Source organism: Streptomyces sp. NPDC020958 (genome assembly GCF_055562175.1).
Window position 1 is genome coordinate 1 of the sequence record NZ_JBVHFU010000030.1, and the last position, 17,425, is coordinate 17,425.

Here is a 17,425-nt window from a genome sequence, read left to right on the forward strand (position 1 = left end):
ATGGGGCCGGTCACCGACTTCGTACGACTGCTGTTCGGCCGGGACGACACCGCGGACGCCGGCTGAACAGCGCGGGCGCCTGGCCCGACCCCGCCCCCACGGCGATCACGCGGCCATGAACGATCCCGGCCACGGCCGGAGAGCCACCAACCCGTGCCGCCCACACTCATGCAGACGGTGTCGCCCAGCACCTCAGCCCGCTGAAGGGGCAGCCCCAGGCGCTGAACCACCCTGGGTCTGCCGTGCGAGGGTCGTGCTCGAGCGCGGTGAGAATCTCCCGCGCGGAGCGTCCGCGTCGCCGGGCGCGGCAGTGGACGCGGCGACGCCCGGCCGCCGGCCACCCGACGGGACGAAGTCCGCCCGTGAATGTAACGCTCAGATTACGAATCCTCCCCGCTGTCTTCCTCTCCTCGTGGTCCCGGTTTACCTTCCAGCGAAAACCAACCACTTGGTAAGTGTTGGTGCTCGGTCGCAGTCACTGTCCGGGCCCGCAGACATGCCCCGGCTGTCCGAGCGCCGCCGGGACCGTCACCCTCGGCACTCAGGAAGGCAGTCGACGATGACCGAACTTGCTCCCGGATTCCTCTGGGGCGCATCCACGGCCCCGCACCAGATCGAAGGCAACAACCTCAACAGCGACTTCTGGGCCAACGAGGGACGCATCCCCGGCATGGAGCGCAGCGGCGACGCCTGCGACAGCTACCACCGCTACCGCGAGGACATGCGGCTGCTCGCGGACGCCGGCCTCAACGCCTACCGCTTCGGCATCGAATGGGCCCGCATCGAGCCCGTGCCCGGCATGGTCTCGCGTGCCGAACTCGCCCACTACCGGCGCATGATCGAGACGACCTTCGAGCTCGGCCTGACCCCGGTCGTGACCCTGCACCACTTCACCAGCCCCCTCTGGTTCGCCCAGGAGGGCGGCTGGCTCGGCGAGCGCGCCATCGACCGGTTCCGGACCTACGTCGAGACGGTCGCGCCGATCCTCGAAGGCGTCGAGTGGGTCGTCACCATGAATGAGCCCAACATGCTGGCCATCATGGTCGGCATGGCGCGGGCCTTCCAGAACCCGCAGGCCGACGGGGAGTGGCAGAGCCCCACCCTCGACAACGACGGCCCGCGTCCGCAGCTGCCGGCCCCCGACCCGGCCATCGGTGAGCGGCTCGTCGAAGCGCACCACGCCGCGCGGGCGGTGCTGCGCGAGCGCACCGGCGCCAAGATCGGCTGGACGGTCGCCAACCGCGCCTTCGTGGCCCGTCCCGGCGAGGAGGAGAAGAAGCGGGAACTGGAGCGCACCTGGGAGGACCTCTACCTTGACGGAGCGCGCGACGACGACTTCGTGGGTGTGCAGTCGTACTCCAGTCAGTGGGTCGGCCAGGACGGCATCGAGCCCTATCCGTCGCACCCGGACAACACCCTCGTGGGGACCGCCTACCGGCCCGACGCCCTGGGCATCGCGGTGCGCCACACCGCCGAGGTCACCGGCGGCCTGCCGATCCTGGTCACCGAGAACGGCATCGCCACCGGCGACGACACCCGCCGTATCGCCTACACCGGCGATGCCCTGGAGCACCTCGGCAAGGCGATCGCCGACGGGGTTGACGTACGCGGCTATCTGCACTGGAGCCTGCTCGACAACTACGAGTGGGGTCACTGGGCGCCGACGTTCGGCCTGGTCGAGGTCGACCGCGAGACGTTCGAGCGTCGCCCCAAGCCCTCTCTGGCGTGGCTGGGCGAGACCGCCCGTTGCGGCCGGATCTGACCGCCCCGCCCAACGGAGGACACACCGTGCAGGTTTCCGTACCCGACGTCTCGTCGAAGTCCCTGGCCGAACTCGTCTCGCTGACCGGGCGGCGTGCCGTCGTGACCGGCGCGGGCCGGGGGCTGGGCCGGGCCGTCGTCGAACGGCTCGCCGAGGCGGGAGCGGACGTGCTCGTCGCGGACATCGAGGACGAACTCGCCACCTCCGTCGCCCAGGATCTCGACTGCCGGGGTCAGGGCCGAGCCCTGGCCGCCCACCTGGACGTCACCGAACCCGACAGCGTCGTGGCCGCCGCCGACCTCGCGGTCCGGGAGCTCGGCGGGATCGACATCTGGGTGAACAACGCCGGCATCTTCCCCAGCGTGTCAGCCCTGGAGATGTCCGACAAGGCATTCGATGAGGTGTTCGCCGTCAACACCCGCGGGGTCTTTCTCGGCTCCCGGGAGGCCGCACGCCGGATGAGCGACGCCGGACACGGGGGCGTCATCGTCAACGTGGTCTCCACGGCCGGGTTCCGCGGCACGGCCCCGGGCCTTGCCGCCTACGTCGGCTCCAAGCACGCAGCACGCGGACTCACCCGGCAACTCGCCCTGGAATTCGCCCCGTTCGGCATCCGTGTACTGGGCGTCGCACCGACATTCGTTCCGACCGAGGGGAACATGGCGGCCGCCGCTGCCGGGGTGCCCCTGGACTCCGAGGCGATCCAGTCCGTGATGCGGCCGGGCCCCCTCGGCCGGCTCGGCGTGCCCGACGACATCGCCCGCGTGGTCCTGTTCTGCGCCAGCGACCTCTCGGCCTTCATGACGGGCAGCACGCTCCTCGCCGACGCCGGCGACACGGCGTAACCGCACATCGCCACGACTGCCCCGACCAACCCGACCGCACCGAGCACCCGGTAGGAACTCCATGCTCTCGCCCCGCACCACCCCCACCCGCGACGCCGTCGGCCTCGACGGCCTGTGGCGGTTCGCACCCGGCACCCGGACCGGCACCGCCCCGTGGGCATCACGCCTGCCCCCGCCGCTCGAAGTCCCCGTGCCCGCCAGCTACAACGACCTGTTCGTGGACCCGGAGATCCGCGACCACGTCGGCGTCGTCTGGTACCAGCGCGACGTGCGCGTCCCGCACGGCTGGACCGGCGAACGCGTGGTCCTGCGCTTCGGCTCCGTCACCCACGCCGCGCAGGTCTACGTGGGCGAACGGCTCGTGGCCGAACACACCGGCGGCTACACGCCGTTCGAGGCGGACCTGACCGGCGTCGTCGAGCCGGGCGCCGCGTTCCGGCTGACGGTCGGGGTCGACAACCGGCTGACGAACACGACCATCCCGCCCGGCACCGTCACGACCGGCCCCGACGGCCGCGAACGGCAGTCGTATCTGCACGACTTCTACAACTACGCGGGCATCGCCCGCCCGGTCCGCCTGTACAGCACGCCGACGACCTACGTCGAGGACGTCACCGTCGTCACCGGCCGGGACGGCGCGGCCGGCACCGTTGGCTACCTCGTTCAGAGCGTCGGCGAGGACGCCGACACGGCCGCCGTGCGGGTGCGCGCGGTGGACGAGGCCGGCCGGACCGTCGCGGAGGGAGCAGGCCCGGAAGGCGTCCTGCGCATTGAGGAGGTCACGCTCTGGCAGCCGGGCGCGGCCTACCTCTACGACCTCGTCGTGGAACTGGCCGTGGACGGCGAGACGGTCGACAGCTACACCCAGCCCTTCGGGGTCCGGACCGTCGAGGTGCGCGGCACCGAATTCCTCATCAACGGGGAGCCGTTCTACTTCACCGGCTTCGGCAAACACGAGGACACCCCCGTCCGCGGCAAGGGTCACGACGACGCCTACCTCGTCCACGACTTCCAGCTCATGCAGTGGACCGGCGCCAACTCCTTCCGCACCTCCCACTACCCCTACGCCGAGGAGGTCCTGGACTTCGCCGACCGGCACGGCATCGTCGTCATCGACGAGACCGCCGCCGTCGGACTCAACCTGGGTGTCCAGGGCGGGCTGACCGGTGTGCCGCCGACCCCGACCTTCGCGCCGGAGAACTTCGGCGGTACCACCCGCGACGTCCACACCCAGCACCTGCGGGAGCTGATCGAAAGGGACAAGAACCACCCGAGCGTGGTGATGTGGTCCCTCGCCAACGAACCCGCCTCCAACGAGGACGGCGCCCGCGAGTACTTCGAGCCGCTGGTCGAACTGGCCCGCAAACTCGACCCGACCCGGCCCCTCACCTACTCCGCCGTCATGTTCGCGACCCCGCAGAACGACAAGATCGGCGACCTGTTCGACGTCCTGAGCATCAACCGCTACTACGGCTGGTACCTGTTCACCGGCGACCTCTCGACCGCCGAAGGGTATCTGGAGCTGGATCTGCGCGGCTGGGTCCAGCGCTTCGGCAAGCCCGTCATGATGTCCGAGTACGGAGCCGACACCCAGCCTGGCCTGCACTCCGTCTGGGACGCCCCGTGGAGCGAGGAGTACCAGAGCGACCTCCTCGCCATGTACCACCGCGTCTTCGACCGCATCCCCGAGTTCGTCGGCGAACACGTGTGGAACTTTGCCGACTTCCAGACCTCGAACGGTATCCACCGCGTCGACGGCAACAAGAAGGGCGTGTTCACCCGCGACCGGAAGCCCAAGTCCGCCGCGTTCGCGCTGCGCCGCCGCTGGCAGGGACTGGACGGCCGCAAGCCCGGCCGAGTCTCGGCCGACTGACGCCACCCACGGGCCGCCGTGGGACATACCGGAGGTACAGCACCGGCCGTACCTCCAGCCCGTCGCGTCAGCCAGGACTGCTCGTACCACCGCTCCTTGCAGCGCCTGACCGAGCAACCACCGCCGCTCCACCGCACGTATGTCCCCGCGCGACGCCGACCAGTTCGATCGCGCGGATCTGCAGCGGCCGACGCCTCTGGCCCCGACAGCCCCTGCCCCCGGCGGTCGCCGCCGTGCCTCGCAACCATGTGACAAAGGAGTCCTCATGCCTCACGACGACCGGGACGTCAGCGTGGTGGTCCCCTCATCGACGGCACCGCCGCAGCGCCCGGCCCAGGCACAGACTCCGGACACCGCGCCTGCCACGCCCGAGCGGGCCACGCCGCCCGCCACGCCCGAGCCGGGCACCCCGCCCGCCACGCCCGAGATCGAGGCACCGCCGCTCCGGACGGTCGGCAAGGGCTACCTCCTGTGGCTGATGATCGCAAGCTTCGGCGGCTCCCTGGCCCTGATGGTGCCGCTCTCCTACTCCCTCGCGGTGCGAATCGACGACCTCGCTCCCGGGCACGAGGAGCGACTCGGGTACGTCACCGGGTCCGCCCAGGCCGTCTACCTGGTCCTCAGCCCTTTGATCGGTCTCTGGAGCGACCGCACGCGTTCCCGGCTCGGCCGCCGCACACCCTTCATGATCGGCGGTGCCCTGGTCGGCACCGCCGCGCTCGCCGGGGTCGCCCTCGCGCCGTCGGTCCTCCTGCTGGGCCTCGCCTGGGTGGTGGGCATGGTCGGCTGGTCGACGGCCGGGCAGGCGATCCAGAACGTCCAGGCGGACCGGGTGCCGGAGGAGCAGCGGGGTCGGGTCTCGGCCCTGACCGGCGTCATGACCCAGATCGCCCCGGTGATCGGTATCGGCCTCGCGTACGCGGTGGCCTCCAGCACCTTCCTGGTGTTCCTGGTCCCGGGCGTCATCGGTGCCGCCCTGGTGCTGCTCTTCCCCGTACTGAAGCCCGAGGGCGACTCCCGCGGGCTGGTGCACACCAACGGTGTGACGTTGAGGGGTATGGCCGCCAGCTACGGGTTCAACCCGCGCAGGTACCCGGACTTCGGCTGGAACTGGCTCGGCCGCTTCATCTTCTTCATGGGCCTCTACTTCAACACCGCCTTCGGCACTTTCTTCTACGCGCAGCGGCTCGACCTGCCGGTCAAGGAGGTCGCCGGGATCGTGGCGGTCATCGGGACCATCGGCGTGGTGGCCGCGGCGGGCGGCGCCATCGGCGGCGGCTTCCTCTCCGACAAGCTCGGCCGGCGCAAGCTGTTCACCCTGATCGGCTCCACGGTGTTCGTCGCCGGTGCCGTCACCGAGGCGTTCGCCCACTCGCTGCCCCAATTGGTCGTCGGCGCCGTGCTGATGCAGTTCGCCATTGCCGTGTTCAGCGCCGTCGACCAGGCGATCGTGTTCGCCGTCCTGCCCGACCGGGCCGAGGCCGGCCGCTACCTCGCCGTCGTCGGCTTCGCGCAGAAGATCCCCAGCGCTGTCGCCCCGCTCATCGCTCCGCTCGTCATCACTCTGGGGGTCAGTGCCGGTGGCGAGAAGAACTACACGCCGCTCTATCTGCTCGGCGCGGTCCTGGCACTGTTCGGTGGCCTGATCGTCAAGTTCAGGATCAAGTCGGTCCGGTAGGGCCGCCTCCCAGCCGTCGCCCCGAGAAGCATCCCGTTCCACCGAGTCCCGAGAAGGCACAGCATGCGCAACGCACCGTACGACCTGGGCATCGACAGCGGCGGTGACGACTTCCCCGTGTCGGGGCCCGCACCCAGGCTGTCCTGGAAGCCGCCGTCGGACGCGGCGCGGCCGGTGTCGTACGAGGTGGAGGGCACCGTCGACGGCGTGGCGCGGCCCCCCGTGACCACCGCCGTGGGCGGGCACCGGTTCCTCGCCTGGCCGTGGGCGGCGCTGGACAGCGGTCGCCGGGTGGCCTGGCGGGTCCGGGCGCTTGGTGCCGACGGCGACGACGACTCGCCGTGGTCGCGGTGGCACGCGTTCGAGAGTGGTCTGCTCGCCGCCGACTGGCGGGCGCGCTGGATCAGTCCCGCCGAGTCCGGCGATCCCGGATACGGCGGGCGGCCCGCGTACGCCCTGTCGGCCCGGTTCCAGGTACCGGCCGGGGTGCGCTCGGCACGGCTGTACGCGACGGCACTCGGGGTGTACGAGGCATACGTCAAGGGAGAGCGGGCCGGCACCGCCCAACTCACGCCCGGATCCACCTCCTACGACCGTACGCTCCACGCCCAGGCCTACGACGTCACGGCCGCCGTCGTCACCGGCGACAACCGGATCGAGATCCTGCTGTCCGACGGCTGGTACCGGGGCCAGGTGGGCGCCTTCCGCCAACCGGCCGGCTGGGGCACGGTCCCCGGCGCTCGAGTCGAGCTGCACCTCGTGCACGAAGACGGCACACGGCAGCTCGTCCGTACCGACGAAACCTGGACGAGCGCGGAGTCGGCCATCACCCGGGCCGACCTCATGGACGGGCAGAGCACCGACTTCCGCGTCGGACGGGGCACCGAGAAACCGGTCCTCGTGGACCGGGTCGAGGCGCCCGCGATCACCTGGTCGCCGGCACCGCCGGTACGGGTGGTGGAGTCACGGCCCGCACAGTCGGTCCAGGAGATCGAGGACGGGCTCTGGATCGCCGACTTCGGCCAGAACGCCTCCGGCTGGATCAGCCTGAGCGACCTCGGCCCGGCCGGTACCTGTACCGTCATCGACTACGGTGAACACGTGGGCGCAGACGGTGATCTGACGACCACTCACCTCGACGCGGCCCGACCGGGACAGGCTCCGATTCCCTTCGTCCAGCGCGACGAAGTCGTCTCCGCGGGGGGTGGCGAGACGTTCGAGCCGCGCCACACCGTGCACGGCTTCCGCTACGCCCGTATCCGCCGCGACGGCGCCCCGCTCGACCCGGCGAGTCCCGTCATGCGGGTCGTCCACTCCGACCTGCGCCGCATCGGCACCTTCGCGTGCGGTCACGAAGACCTCGACCGCCTTCACGACATCGCCGAGTGGAGTTTTCGCGGCAACGCCGTCGACGTGCCCACCGACTGCCCGACCCGCGAACGCCTCGCCTGGACCGGCGACTACCAGGTCTTCGCCCCCACCGCCACGCGCCTGTACGACGTCCTGGGCTTCAGCCGCAAATGGCTGCGCTCCGTCCGCGACGACCAGCTGCCCGACGGCCGGATCGCCAACTTCTCGCCCGACGGACGCCGTATCAAACACCACCTCGACGACCAGTTCGCCATGATGACCGGCTCGGCCGGCTGGGGCGATGCCGTCGTCGCCGTCCCATGGGAGCTGTATGAGTCCTACGGCGACCGGGAGGTCCTCGCCGAGAACTGGGAGGCGATGGTCGGCTGGGTGGAGTGGGCGCTGACCACCGCCCGCACCGCCCGCCACCACTCCCGCGTCGAACGCTCGGCGGAGCCGCCGCCGCACGAACAGTACCTCTGGGACGGCTCCTTCCACTGGGGCGAGTGGGCCGAACCGAAGGCGAAGGCGGCCGACGGCACCCGTATCGACCCCGTTCAGAGCGACCCCGTCGCCTGGTTCATGGCTGACAAGGGCGAGACCGGCACCGCGTTCCTGTACCGCTCGACGGCGACCCTGGCCCGAGTCGCGCGGGTGCTGGGCCGCGCCGAGGACGCGGCCCGCTACGCCGCGACCGCCGACCGGATCCGCGGCGCCTGGCGCACCGAGTTCCTCTCGCCCGACGGACGCACCACCGGCGACACCCAGGCCGGTTATGTACGCGCGCTGTCTCTGGGACTTGTCCCCGAGGAGCTGCGCGAGGCCGCCGCCGCGCGCTTGGTCGAGCTGATCCGCGCGGCCGGTACCCACCTCACCACGGGCTTCCTCGCGACCGGTGACCTGCTCCCGGTCCTGGCCGACACCGGACACGCCGATGTCGCCTACGAGCTGCTCCTCCAGCGCACCGCACCGTCCTGGCTGTACATGCTGGACCGGGGCGCCACCACCGTCTGGGAGGACTGGGAGGGCGTCGACGACACCGGCACCGCGCACGACTCCCTCAACCACTACAGCAAGGGCGCGGTGGTCCGCTTCCTGCACACCCACGTGCTGGGGCTGAGTCAGGCGTCGGGGTCGAGCGCCTGGGAGTCCTTCGAGGTGGCGCCCGTCCCGCACCCGTCCGTGCCCTGGGTCCGTGGGACCCACGAGTCTGCGCAGGGCACGATCGCCGTCGAATGGCGCACGACGGGCGACCTGTTCACCATCACGGTGGACGTCCCCCCGGCCACCACCGCACGCATCGTCTTCCCTGACGGCGCGATCGTGGAGCCGGTCTCTTGCGGCAGGTTCAGCGCCACCCGCCGTATGGGGGAGGGGAGTGCATCGAGCTGACATCGGGAGAGGGCGACGGGACGGGTGGCCGGGAGAACCTCGATCACGCCGTACCGCCGCACGGCGAGGGTGCCCGGGTCATCCCTCGTCGCCCGGTTCTGCCGGCTGTGGAAATGTCATGCGCATGAAGGCCTCGATCGGGCCGACGATGTCGAGGTCCTGGTCGAGCAGCCACTGCAACTGCAGGCCGTTGAGGACGGCTTGGAGCAGGGTGGCCGCGTGTTCGGGGGCGAGTGCCGCGTGGAGTTCGCCGCGGTCGGCCTTGCCGCGCATGCCCCGGGCGAACTGGTCGCGTCCCCAGGCGTAGCGGTGCGCGAAGTAGCCGTGCGCGGGGTGCTCCGGGCGGGAGGCGGCCGCCGCGAGCTCGATCCACAGACGCATCAGCTCGGGGGCCTCCTGGTGGTGGCGCAGCAGGTCACCGAGGTACGGCGTGAGATGGTCCATGTCCGGCACCTGTGACTCGGCGTACTGCCGCTCCTCGGTGTCGCGTTCGGCGAGCACGGCGGCCAGCAGGTCGTCCTTGTTGCGGAAGTGGTGCAGCAGCCCGGCGTGGGTGATGCCGGCCCGCTCGGCGATGTCCCGCAGCGAAGCCTTCGTGAACCCGTGTTCCGCGAAGCTCTCGCGAGCCGCCCCGACGATCTTGGCCCGTCTGGCGGGGGTTTTGGTGTACGGGCCGCGGACCTTGGCCTGGGTCACAGTGCGCTTCCTCTTCCCGAATCCCGCATCACGGCGACGAAAACCTTCCAAACCATAGAAGTTCATAGCTCCCCGGAGTCTGGACGGCACAGAGTCGCGAGCGCAAGGGGCGGGGTGCGGTGAATGCGCGCCGGGTAACGCTCTGATTACGAACGGGGTCTCCTGTCTTCCCGCGCCTTTCGCCGGGGCTTACCTTCCGAATGAAATCCGACCACGTGGTAACTGTTCGCGTGACGGGGCGCCGGCGGATCTGCGGCTGCCGTTCCCTGTTCACCACCCGCATGCCGGCCTCACGGGGCTCCGCCGCGCACCCCACGCGTGCATCGGCCGCTCGTGCACCCCGCATGACCGCACCCACACACCGACGCACTGACGAAGGCCTCGGCTCTTCAGGTTCCAGGACGAAGGAATCCGCCCATGCGCATCCGCTTCTCGCGTTCCCGCCCCTTGCCACGCCCGCGACGGCACTCGCAGGCCCCGGCGGCCGCCGTGGCCGTCGCTCTGCTGGCGACGGCCACGGCGGCGTGCGACAGCGCCCCGGCCGCCACCTCGAACTCCAACGCTGACGCGACCCTCGCGCTGTCCATCTTCGGTACACCCAACTCGTTCGACCCCGCCCAGCTCATCGAGGGTCAGCAGACCTACGTCTGGGACTCGATCTTCGACACGCTGCTGCTCCAGGACAACAAGGGCGAACTCCACCCGGGGGCGGCGCGGAGCTGGGCGTACTCCAAGGACGCTCGCACGCTCACCCTGAAGCTCCGCCAGGGCATGAAGTTCAGCTCGGGTGATCCGGTGGACGCGAACGCGGTGAAGGCCACCCTGGAGCGGATCCGGTCGACGCCCGGTCAGAGCCAGCTGTCGCTGGCCGCCGTCTCCTCGGTCGAGGCACCCGACGCTTCGACGGTGGTCATCAAGCTCTCCCGGCCCGAGGCCTCATTGCTCGGCGCGCTGTCGACGGCGCCCGGCGTGATCGGCGATCCGAAGACGATGGCCGCCAAGAGCACCGCCCTCAACCCGGTCGGCTCGGGCCCGTACACCCTCGACACCAAGGCCACGGTCAACGGCTCGGTGTACGTCCTCAACCGGCGCGACGACTACTGGAACAAGAAGGCGTACCCGTTCAAGACGGTCAAGATACGCGTGATCACCGATCCGACCGCGTCGGCCAACGCCCTCAAGGCGGGCGAGACCAACGCCGGCACTGTCGACGTCTCCCAGATCTCCGCGATCAAGGCGGCCGGCTTCGACATCACCCATGTGCAGGCGACCGCCGGCGCCTTCCTCGTCCTCGGCGACCGCAAGGGCAGCAAGCTGAAGCCACTGCGTGACCTGCGCGTCCGCAAGGCCATCAACTTGGCCTTCGACCGGCAGAAGATGGTCACCCAGGTGCTGCGCGGATCCGGCAAGCCCACCGAACAGCTGTTCAACCCGAAGGGCGGGGCCTACGACGAGGCGCTCAACAAGGTGTACCCCTATGACGTCGCCGGGGCCAAGAAGCTGCTTGCCGAGGCCGGATACCCGAAGGGCTTCTCGGTCACCATGCCGAGCCTCGTCTTCACCAAGAGCTTCGAGCCGCTCTTCACCCAGGCGCTCGCCGACATCGGCGTCAAGGTGACCTGGGAGCCGGTGCCTGCCCAGCAGACCACGACCGCCGTCGCGTCGGGCAAGTATCCGATGTTCCTCCTGGTGGAAGGCCTCGCCTCCGACGCGATCATGACCCGCAGCTTCTACACTCCGGCCGGCTTCCGCAACGTCTTCCGCTCCACGGACCCGAAGCTGACCGGCCTCCTCGACCAGGCGGCCAAGGAACTCGACCCGGCCAAGGCCGCCGGAATCTACCGGGAGATCAACGAGTTCGGCGTCGAGAACGCATGGCTGGCGCCTGTCTTCTTCCTCGGCACCGACTGGGCCACCAAGAAGGGCATCACCTACCTCGGCGACGGCTCCTCCACGATGGCCACCATCCGGCAGTTCGGTGTGGCCGGCTCGTCGCAGTCCGGAGGGTGAGCCGCCACTCATGACGCTCTATGTGCTGCGTCGCCTGACCGCGGGCCTCGTGCTCGCGGTCCTGGTGACCGCGATCACGTTCCTGCTGCTCAGCACGTCCTTCGACGACGTGGCCGGCAGCGTCCTCGGCAACGGCGCCACCCCGCAGCAGATCGCAGCCCAGAAGGCACAGATGGGCCTCGACCGGCCGGTCGCCGTCCAGTACGCCGACTGGCTCGCGCACGCCGTCCGCGGCGACCTCGGCGCCTCGTACTTCACCAGCGAGCCGGTCCGCTCCGCCATCACCGCCAGGCTTGGTGTCACCTTGTCGATCGTCGTGGTCGCACTGCTGGTCACCTCGGTCATCAGTGTCGCCCTCGGGGTGGCCGCCGCCTCCCGCGGCGGCGCCGTCGACCGGTTCGCGCAGGGCGCCGCGATGATCGGCTACCTCGTGCCGAGCCTGCTCGTCGCCATCGCGCTGGTCTACGTACTGGCCATCAAACTGCACGTGTTCCCGGCCACCGGATACACGGACTTCAGCGAGAGTCCGACCCGCTGGGCGTCCTCCATCGCCATTCCCGTTGCCGCCCTGATGATGGGCGGGATCGCCAGCCTCACCTCGCAGATCCGCGGCGCCATGATCGGCGAACTGCGCAAGGACTACGTTCGCACCCTACGCACCCGAGGCATCCCCACCCGCTCCATCGTGCTGCGCCACGCCCTGCGCAACGCCGCCGGACCGGCCCTCACGGTGCTGTCCCTGGAGTTCATCCAGATGCTCGGCGGGGCCCTGATCATCGAGCAGATCTTCGCGCTGCCCGGCTTCGGCCAGTACGCGTTCAACGCCTCCCTGCAGGGCGACGTGCCGATCATCATGGGCATCAGCCTCTTCGGCGTGCTGCTCGTCGTGGCCGTCAACCTCGTCGTCGACCTGCTGGGCGGCTGGCTCAACCCGAAGGCGAGGACGGTCCGTTGACCACGGAGACCACGGATGCGCGCCGCAGGTCGATCCTGCGGCGCCTGATCACCGACCCGCAGGCCGTCGTCAGCGCGAGCCTGCTGATCGTCATCGTCCTGCTCGGGCTCCTCGCGCCCGTCCTCACCGACCACAGTGCCAACCAGGCGAACCTGGACGCCGTCAACGCCGGCATCGGTGACCACGGCTACCTGCTCGGCGGGGACAAGAGCGGCCGCGACATCTACGCCAGGCTCCTGTTCTCCGTCAACACCAGCGTGGTCTCCGCGCTCATCGGCGCGAGCATCGCCCTCGCGATCGGGGTCACGTCCGGGCTCGTCGGCGGCTACTTCGGGCGACGGGTGCGTGATGTCACCGAATGGCTCTTCAGCCTGATCATGACGTTCCCCGGGCTGCTCCTGCTCATCATCCTGATGCCGGTCACCAAGGGCGATTACCGGGCCACTATGGTCGTCTTCGGCGTCCTGCTCTCGCCCGGCATCTACCGCCTCGTACGCAATCTCGTCCTCGGCGTGAAGAACGAGCTCTACGTCGACGCTGCCCGGGTCTCCGGCCTGCCCGACCGGCGCATCCTGCGACGGCACGTGTTCACCGTGGTGCGCGGCCCGGTGATCATCGCCACCGCGTTCCTCGCCGGGTCCGCCATCGCCGTCCAGTCGGGCCTGGCCTTCCTGGGCGTGGGCTCGACCACCGTGCCCAGCTTCGGCGCGATGATCTCCGAGGGCTTCACCAACCTGTACGAGGAGCCGCTTCAGTTCCTGTGGCCGAGCCTTGTGCTCGGCATCATCACCGCTTCTCTCGTACTCCTGGGGAACGCCCTGCGGGACGCCCTGGAGGGCGGGCGCCCCAAGCCGGTCCGGATCGTGACCGCCACCGGGTACCGGCCGCCGCCCGCTCAGGAGGCCGTCGTCACCGCACTGCTCACCGTCGACGACCTGGCGATCGCCTATCCGACCCCGACCGGCGAACTGAAGGAGGTCGTCAGCGGCGTCACCCTGAGCGTGTCGGCGGGGGAGACCCTGGGCCTGGTCGGCGAGTCCGGCTCCGGCAAGACGCAGACCGCGTTCGCCGCCCTCGGAGTGCTGCCCGCGGAGGCGGTCGTCACGCGCGGCTCGATCCGGCTCGACGGGCGCGAACTGCTCGGCCTGAGCGAACGCGAACTGCGCGCGGTGCGAGGCATGTCCATCGCCTACGTCCCCCAGGAACCCATGTCCAACTTGGACCCGTCCTGCACAGTGGGCGCCCAGCTCGTCGAGGGCCTGCGCGCGGCGACGCCCATGTCCAGGGGCGAGGCCCGCGACCGGGTCCTGGCGCTCCTCGCCCGGGTCGGCATCCCCGACCCCGAACGCACCTTCCGCTCCTACCCGCACCAGATCTCCGGCGGCATGGCCCAGCGCGTCCTCATCGCCGGCGCGGTCGCCGGCGGGCCCCAGCTGCTCATCGCCGACGAACCGACCACCGCCCTCGACGTCACCGTCCAGGCCGAGATCCTCGACCTGCTGCGCGACCTCCGGAAGGACCTGAACATGGCCGTGCTGCTCGTGACCCACAACTTCGGTGTGGTCGCCGACAGTTGCAGCCGTGTGGCCGTCATGCGGGAGGGCACGGTCGTCGAGACCGGCGTGACGGAAGAGCTGTTCGCCGCGCCGAAGCACCCGTACACGCGCAGCCTCCTGGACTCGATCCTCGACGAGACCACCCTGCGCGCCGACCCGCCGGCCACCCCCGCGGATGTACTCGAAACGGAGACCCGATGACCACGCTGCTGGAGGTGAGCGACCTGCGCGTCACCTACCCCGGGCGGGGCTTCCGAGCCCGCCCCCACGAGGTCCTGCACGGCGTGTCGCTCACCCTGGGACAGGGCGAGACCCTGGGCGTCGTCGGCGAGTCGGGCTCCGGCAAGACGACCATCGGCCGCTGCGTGCTTGGCCTGGTCGCGCCCAGCGGCGGCACCGTCCGCTTCGCGGGTCACGACATCACTCGTGCCGGACGCACGGAGCGCCGCGCCCTGGCGCGGGACATCCAGGTGATCTTCCAGGACCCGTACTCCTCCCTCAACCCGTCCCTCACCATCGGCGACATCCTCAGCGAACCGCTGGTCGTGCAGGGCGTCGCGGCGGATGCGGCCCGGCACCGGGTGGCGGAGCTGCTCGACCAGGTGGGACTGCCCAAGGACGCTTCGCAGCGGCTGCCGCGGGAGTTCAGCGGCGGTCAGCGGCAGCGCGTCGCGATCGCCCGCGCCCTCGCGCCCGCCCCGCGGCTCGTCGTCTGCGACGAATCGGTCTCGGCGCTCGACCTCACCACCCAGGCCCGCGTCCTCGATCTGCTCGTCGGCATTCAGCGGCGCACCGGGGTGGCCTACCTGTTCATCTCGCACGACCTCGCGGTCGTGCGGCACATCAGCCACCGCGTGAGCGTCATCCACCGGGGCGACATCGTCGAGACCGGGCCGGCCGGCGAGGTCACCACGAACCCCGAAAACCCCTACACCCAACGGCTGCTGCTGGCCGCGCCGGTCGCGGACCCGGCCGAACAGCGACGGCGGCGCGCGGCGCGCCGGCACCTGTGACCCGCACGCCCAGGACTGACGAGGACCGAATGGCGCACCACCCCTTGAACGAAGACCAGTCGACGTCGGCGAAACGCACGTACTGCAACCCGCTCGACCTCGCCTACGCAGCGTCGATCCCCTGTCCGACAACTTCGTCGAGGTCACGCCGGGGACCTTCCCCTTCTGGGACCCGAACCTGTTCCAGGACGGGGACGGGGACGGGGCCGGGGTCGAGTGGGACGCAGCATCCGGGGCCACCGGGTACAACGTCCGCTACGGCCGCCACCCGAGGAAGCTGTACCACAGCTTGCTGGTGCGGCCCTGGACCTGCGATCCCTCAATGCGGGAGCGGAGCACTGGGTGGCCGTCGACTCGTTCGGTGAAGCGGGCATCACCTCCGGCGAACCGGTGTCCGCGACACGGGCCGGCACCCCTGTCAAGGGCGCCACAAGCGGCCTGCGGACGGCCGGGGTGGTCGGCCAGGTCGTCCGCAGCATCCGCCGTCACCGGCCGCCGCCGGCGGCTACTGTCCGTTGGTGAGTTCGATGTAGGTGGTGCCGGTGACCGGGCGGTGGTCGTAGGTGCCGTTGATGGCGGCGCTGCCTTCGTAGCCAGGTGTGGGTACGGTCAGTTCCTGGTCCTTGGCGTAGACGGTGACGTTCAGCTTGGCGTCCTCAGCCGGGATGGTGACCTTCCAGCGCGTGGGGTAGCTCTCGCCGGTGGCCGGGCTGGTCCAGCGGGTGGCCTCGTCAGGTGTGAGGGTGGCCTCGGTGACGGCCCACCGTCTCGGAGTGAGCCACACCTTCATCAACGACCGCTACGGCTCCAAGGCGGCCTTCTGGCGTGCCGTCGTGGACGCCGCGCTGGGGGCCCAGCTCACGCGCATGGCGCCGGCCGCGCCCGGGGGCGACGACAAGGACGTGGTGCGTCAGTTCGTCACGGAGTTCTACCGCGTCAACGTCGGCGAGCCGTACCTGGCGATGCTGATGCTGGACGAGTTCGGGCGGGACACCGAGCGACTGGACTATCTCTACCAGCGCTACATCGAGCCGACGCTCGCCCTCGTCGTGCCCAGCATCGAGCGGTTGACGGCATCCGGGGACATGGCACGGGTCCCGATGGACGTCCTGTTCTTCGCCATCATTGCTCCCGTGGGCGGACTGGTGCAGGAGCCTTTCGCCCGGCGCCTGGGCCGCCCCGAGCACCTTACGCAGGCGGAGCGCCTGGCCAGGGCCTCCGCCCTGGCCCAACTGGTGGTGGACGGCCTGCTCGCCCCGGGCGCCGCGAAGCGCCGATAGCGCGGGTGGAACGACCCCGTCGCGACGCGGCCCGCCGTCTCGACGGCGGGACCCTCCTGCTCGGTCTGAGCGGCAGGCAGTCACACGCCCTTGGGAGCGAGGACGATGTCGAAACGCACCCGGCTCCACGTGCCGTCGATGACGCGGCCGTCGGGCGTCGGCGTGCCTGTGGGCTGCCGCTCGAACCGCTTGATCAGCGAGTCCTTGACGCCGAAGACGGTGTCCTTGCGGCCGATCGGGTCGCCCTCGGGGAAGATGTGGGTCACCAACGTGCGCGCTCCCTCGTAGGAGACCATGAAGTGCAGGTGGCTGGCGCGCAGCGGTGAGCGGCCGACCGCGTCGAGCATCTTGCCGACGGGTCCGTCGTTCGGGATGGGGTACGGCGTCGGGGTGAGGCCCCAGAAGCGGTAGCCGCCGTCGGCCGCGGAGAACAGGTGTGCCCGGCCGGCGCGTTTGCCGGCGTCGTACTGCACGTCGTAGAGGCCGTCCTCGTCGGCTTCCCAGACCTCGATCCGCGCGCCGGGGAGCGGGGTGCCGTCGGTGTCGGTGACGGTGCCCTCGACCCAGCAGGGTTCGCCGGGGGCACCGAAGGCCAGGTCGTCGCCGCGTTCGATGGCGGGGGAGCCCTCGACGAAGAACGGCCCGAAGACGGTGGCCTCGGTGGCGCCTTTGTAGGCCTGGTTGTTGACGTTGATGGTCTGCATGCTCGCGCCGAGGGTGTCGGAGAGCAGGATGAACTCCTGCCGGACGTCGTCGGTGATGTGGCCGGCCTTGGTGAGGAAGTCGATCGCGGTGCCCCATTCCTCTTCGGTCAGCCGGACCTCGCGGATGAAGGAGTGCAGGTGTTTGACCAGCGAGATCATGACTTCTTGCAGCCGCGGGTCCTGGCAGGCGTCGAAGGAGGCCACGACGTTGTCGACGAGCTGCTGCTCGACCGCCTGCTGCTCCGGCGCCACCTCGCGGTAGATGGCGGCCTGGGCCGAGCCGGGATTGACGTAGGTAGCCATGACGGCCT

General features: G+C 70.2%; 13 protein-coding genes. 10 read left to right on the plus strand and 3 right to left on the minus strand.

All coding sequences use genetic code 11. The annotated features are described in order from the left end of the window. Positions 1–559: 559 nt before the first annotated feature. The 5 genes from ACZ3KP_RS40275 to ACZ3KP_RS40295 all read left to right on the plus strand — a co-directional run bounded on the left by ACZ3KP_RS40275 (position 560) and on the right by ACZ3KP_RS40295 (position 8,900). The gene (locus ACZ3KP_RS40275; protein ID WP_467506047.1) at positions 560–1,762 is read left to right on the plus strand and encodes a family 1 glycosylhydrolase; all 1,203 of its coding nucleotides are present in this window, start codon (positions 560–562) and stop codon (positions 1,760–1,762) included. A 26-nt stretch (positions 1,763–1,788) separates the two neighbouring features. Next, positions 1,789–2,607, plus strand: a complete 819-nt coding sequence (locus ACZ3KP_RS40280; protein ID WP_467506049.1) for an SDR family NAD(P)-dependent oxidoreductase — start codon at positions 1,789–1,791, stop codon at positions 2,605–2,607. A gap of 61 nt (positions 2,608–2,668) precedes the next feature. After that, a complete protein-coding gene (gene uidA, locus ACZ3KP_RS40285; protein WP_467506051.1) occupies positions 2,669–4,480 on the plus strand; it encodes a beta-glucuronidase in 1,812 nt (603 codons plus the stop codon). A gap of 265 nt (positions 4,481–4,745) precedes the next feature. Continuing rightward, on the plus strand, positions 4,746–6,158 hold the full coding sequence (locus ACZ3KP_RS40290; protein ID WP_467506053.1) for an MFS transporter: 1,413 nt from the start codon (positions 4,746–4,748) through the stop codon (positions 6,156–6,158). A 63-nt stretch (positions 6,159–6,221) separates the two neighbouring features. After that, complete coding sequence (locus ACZ3KP_RS40295; protein ID WP_467506054.1) at positions 6,222–8,900, plus strand: family 78 glycoside hydrolase catalytic domain; 2,679 nt, start codon at positions 6,222–6,224, stop codon at positions 8,898–8,900. Between the two features lie 78 nt (positions 8,901–8,978). On the opposite strand, the gene ACZ3KP_RS40300 is transcribed toward ACZ3KP_RS40295, so the two are convergent. Beyond that, positions 8,979–9,596, minus strand: coding sequence for a TetR/AcrR family transcriptional regulator (locus ACZ3KP_RS40300; protein WP_381066853.1), 618 nt, complete (start codon positions 9,594–9,596; stop codon positions 8,979–8,981). 417 nt (positions 9,597–10,013) lie between these two features. On the opposite strand from ACZ3KP_RS40300, the gene ACZ3KP_RS40305 reads away from it, so the two are divergent. From ACZ3KP_RS40305 to ACZ3KP_RS40320, 4 genes are read left to right on the plus strand one after another with little or no spacing between them, the layout of a single operon-like run. Then, positions 10,014–11,606 (plus strand): ABC transporter substrate-binding protein, encoded by a 1,593-nt coding sequence (locus tag ACZ3KP_RS40305; protein WP_467506055.1) that lies wholly within the window; start codon positions 10,014–10,016, stop codon positions 11,604–11,606. A 10-nt stretch (positions 11,607–11,616) separates the two neighbouring features. After that, positions 11,617–12,561, plus strand: coding sequence for an ABC transporter permease (locus ACZ3KP_RS40310; RefSeq protein WP_467506056.1), 945 nt, complete (start codon positions 11,617–11,619; stop codon positions 12,559–12,561). Then, entirely contained in the window at positions 12,558–14,318 is a 1,761-nt protein-coding gene (locus tag ACZ3KP_RS40315) for an ATP-binding cassette domain-containing protein (RefSeq protein ID WP_467506057.1), read from the plus strand. The genes ACZ3KP_RS40310 and ACZ3KP_RS40315 overlap by 4 nt, the downstream gene beginning before the upstream one ends. Further along, positions 14,315–15,130, plus strand: a complete 816-nt coding sequence (locus ACZ3KP_RS40320) for an ATP-binding cassette domain-containing protein (RefSeq protein WP_467506058.1) — start codon at positions 14,315–14,317, stop codon at positions 15,128–15,130. Before ACZ3KP_RS40315 ends, ACZ3KP_RS40320 begins: the two co-directional genes overlap by 4 nt. Positions 15,131–15,635: 505 nt before the next feature. Here ACZ3KP_RS40320 and ACZ3KP_RS40325 read toward each other — a convergent pair. Next, positions 15,636–15,920: a lipocalin family protein gene (locus ACZ3KP_RS40325; protein ID WP_467506059.1), complete on the minus strand. Its 285-nt coding sequence runs from the start codon at positions 15,918–15,920 to the stop codon at positions 15,636–15,638. Here ACZ3KP_RS40325 and ACZ3KP_RS40330 point away from each other — a divergent pair. Beyond that, positions 15,904–16,410 (plus strand): TetR/AcrR family transcriptional regulator, encoded by a 507-nt coding sequence (locus ACZ3KP_RS40330; protein ID WP_381066873.1) that lies wholly within the window; start codon positions 15,904–15,906, stop codon positions 16,408–16,410. The two genes, ACZ3KP_RS40325 and ACZ3KP_RS40330, sit on opposite strands and share 17 nt — an antisense overlap. An 80-nt stretch (positions 16,411–16,490) precedes the next feature. Here the strand turns inward: ACZ3KP_RS40330 and ACZ3KP_RS40335 are convergent, their stop codons facing one another. Beyond that, entirely contained in the window at positions 16,491–17,417 is a 927-nt protein-coding gene (locus ACZ3KP_RS40335) for a dioxygenase family protein (protein ID WP_174856855.1), read from the minus strand. Positions 17,418–17,425: the final 8 nt, after the last annotated feature.

What these genes read in the sequence shown, in the direction of transcription:
- ACZ3KP_RS40275 (WP_467506047.1), top strand. Translation starts at nt 560, where the DNA reads ATGACCGAACTTGCTCCCGGATTCCTCTGGGGCGCATCCACGGCCCCG.
- uidA (WP_467506051.1), top strand. Translation starts at nt 2,669, where the DNA reads ATGCTCTCGCCCCGCACCACCCCCACCCGCGACGCCGTCGGCCTCGAC.
- ACZ3KP_RS40290 (WP_467506053.1), top strand. Translation starts at nt 4,746, where the DNA reads ATGCCTCACGACGACCGGGACGTCAGCGTGGTGGTCCCCTCATCGACG.
- ACZ3KP_RS40295 (WP_467506054.1), top strand. Translation starts at nt 6,222, where the DNA reads ATGCGCAACGCACCGTACGACCTGGGCATCGACAGCGGCGGTGACGAC.
- ACZ3KP_RS40305 (WP_467506055.1), top strand. Translation starts at nt 10,014, where the DNA reads ATGCGCATCCGCTTCTCGCGTTCCCGCCCCTTGCCACGCCCGCGACGG.
- ACZ3KP_RS40310 (WP_467506056.1), top strand. Translation starts at nt 11,617, where the DNA reads ATGACGCTCTATGTGCTGCGTCGCCTGACCGCGGGCCTCGTGCTCGCG.
- ACZ3KP_RS40320 (WP_467506058.1), top strand. Translation starts at nt 14,315, where the DNA reads ATGACCACGCTGCTGGAGGTGAGCGACCTGCGCGTCACCTACCCCGGG.
- ACZ3KP_RS40325 (WP_467506059.1), bottom strand. Translation starts at nt 15,920, where the DNA reads ATGAAGGTGTGGCTCACTCCGAGACGGTGGGCCGTCACCGAGGCCACC.
- ACZ3KP_RS40335 (WP_174856855.1), bottom strand. Translation starts at nt 17,417, where the DNA reads ATGGCTACCTACGTCAATCCCGGCTCGGCCCAGGCCGCCATCTACCGC.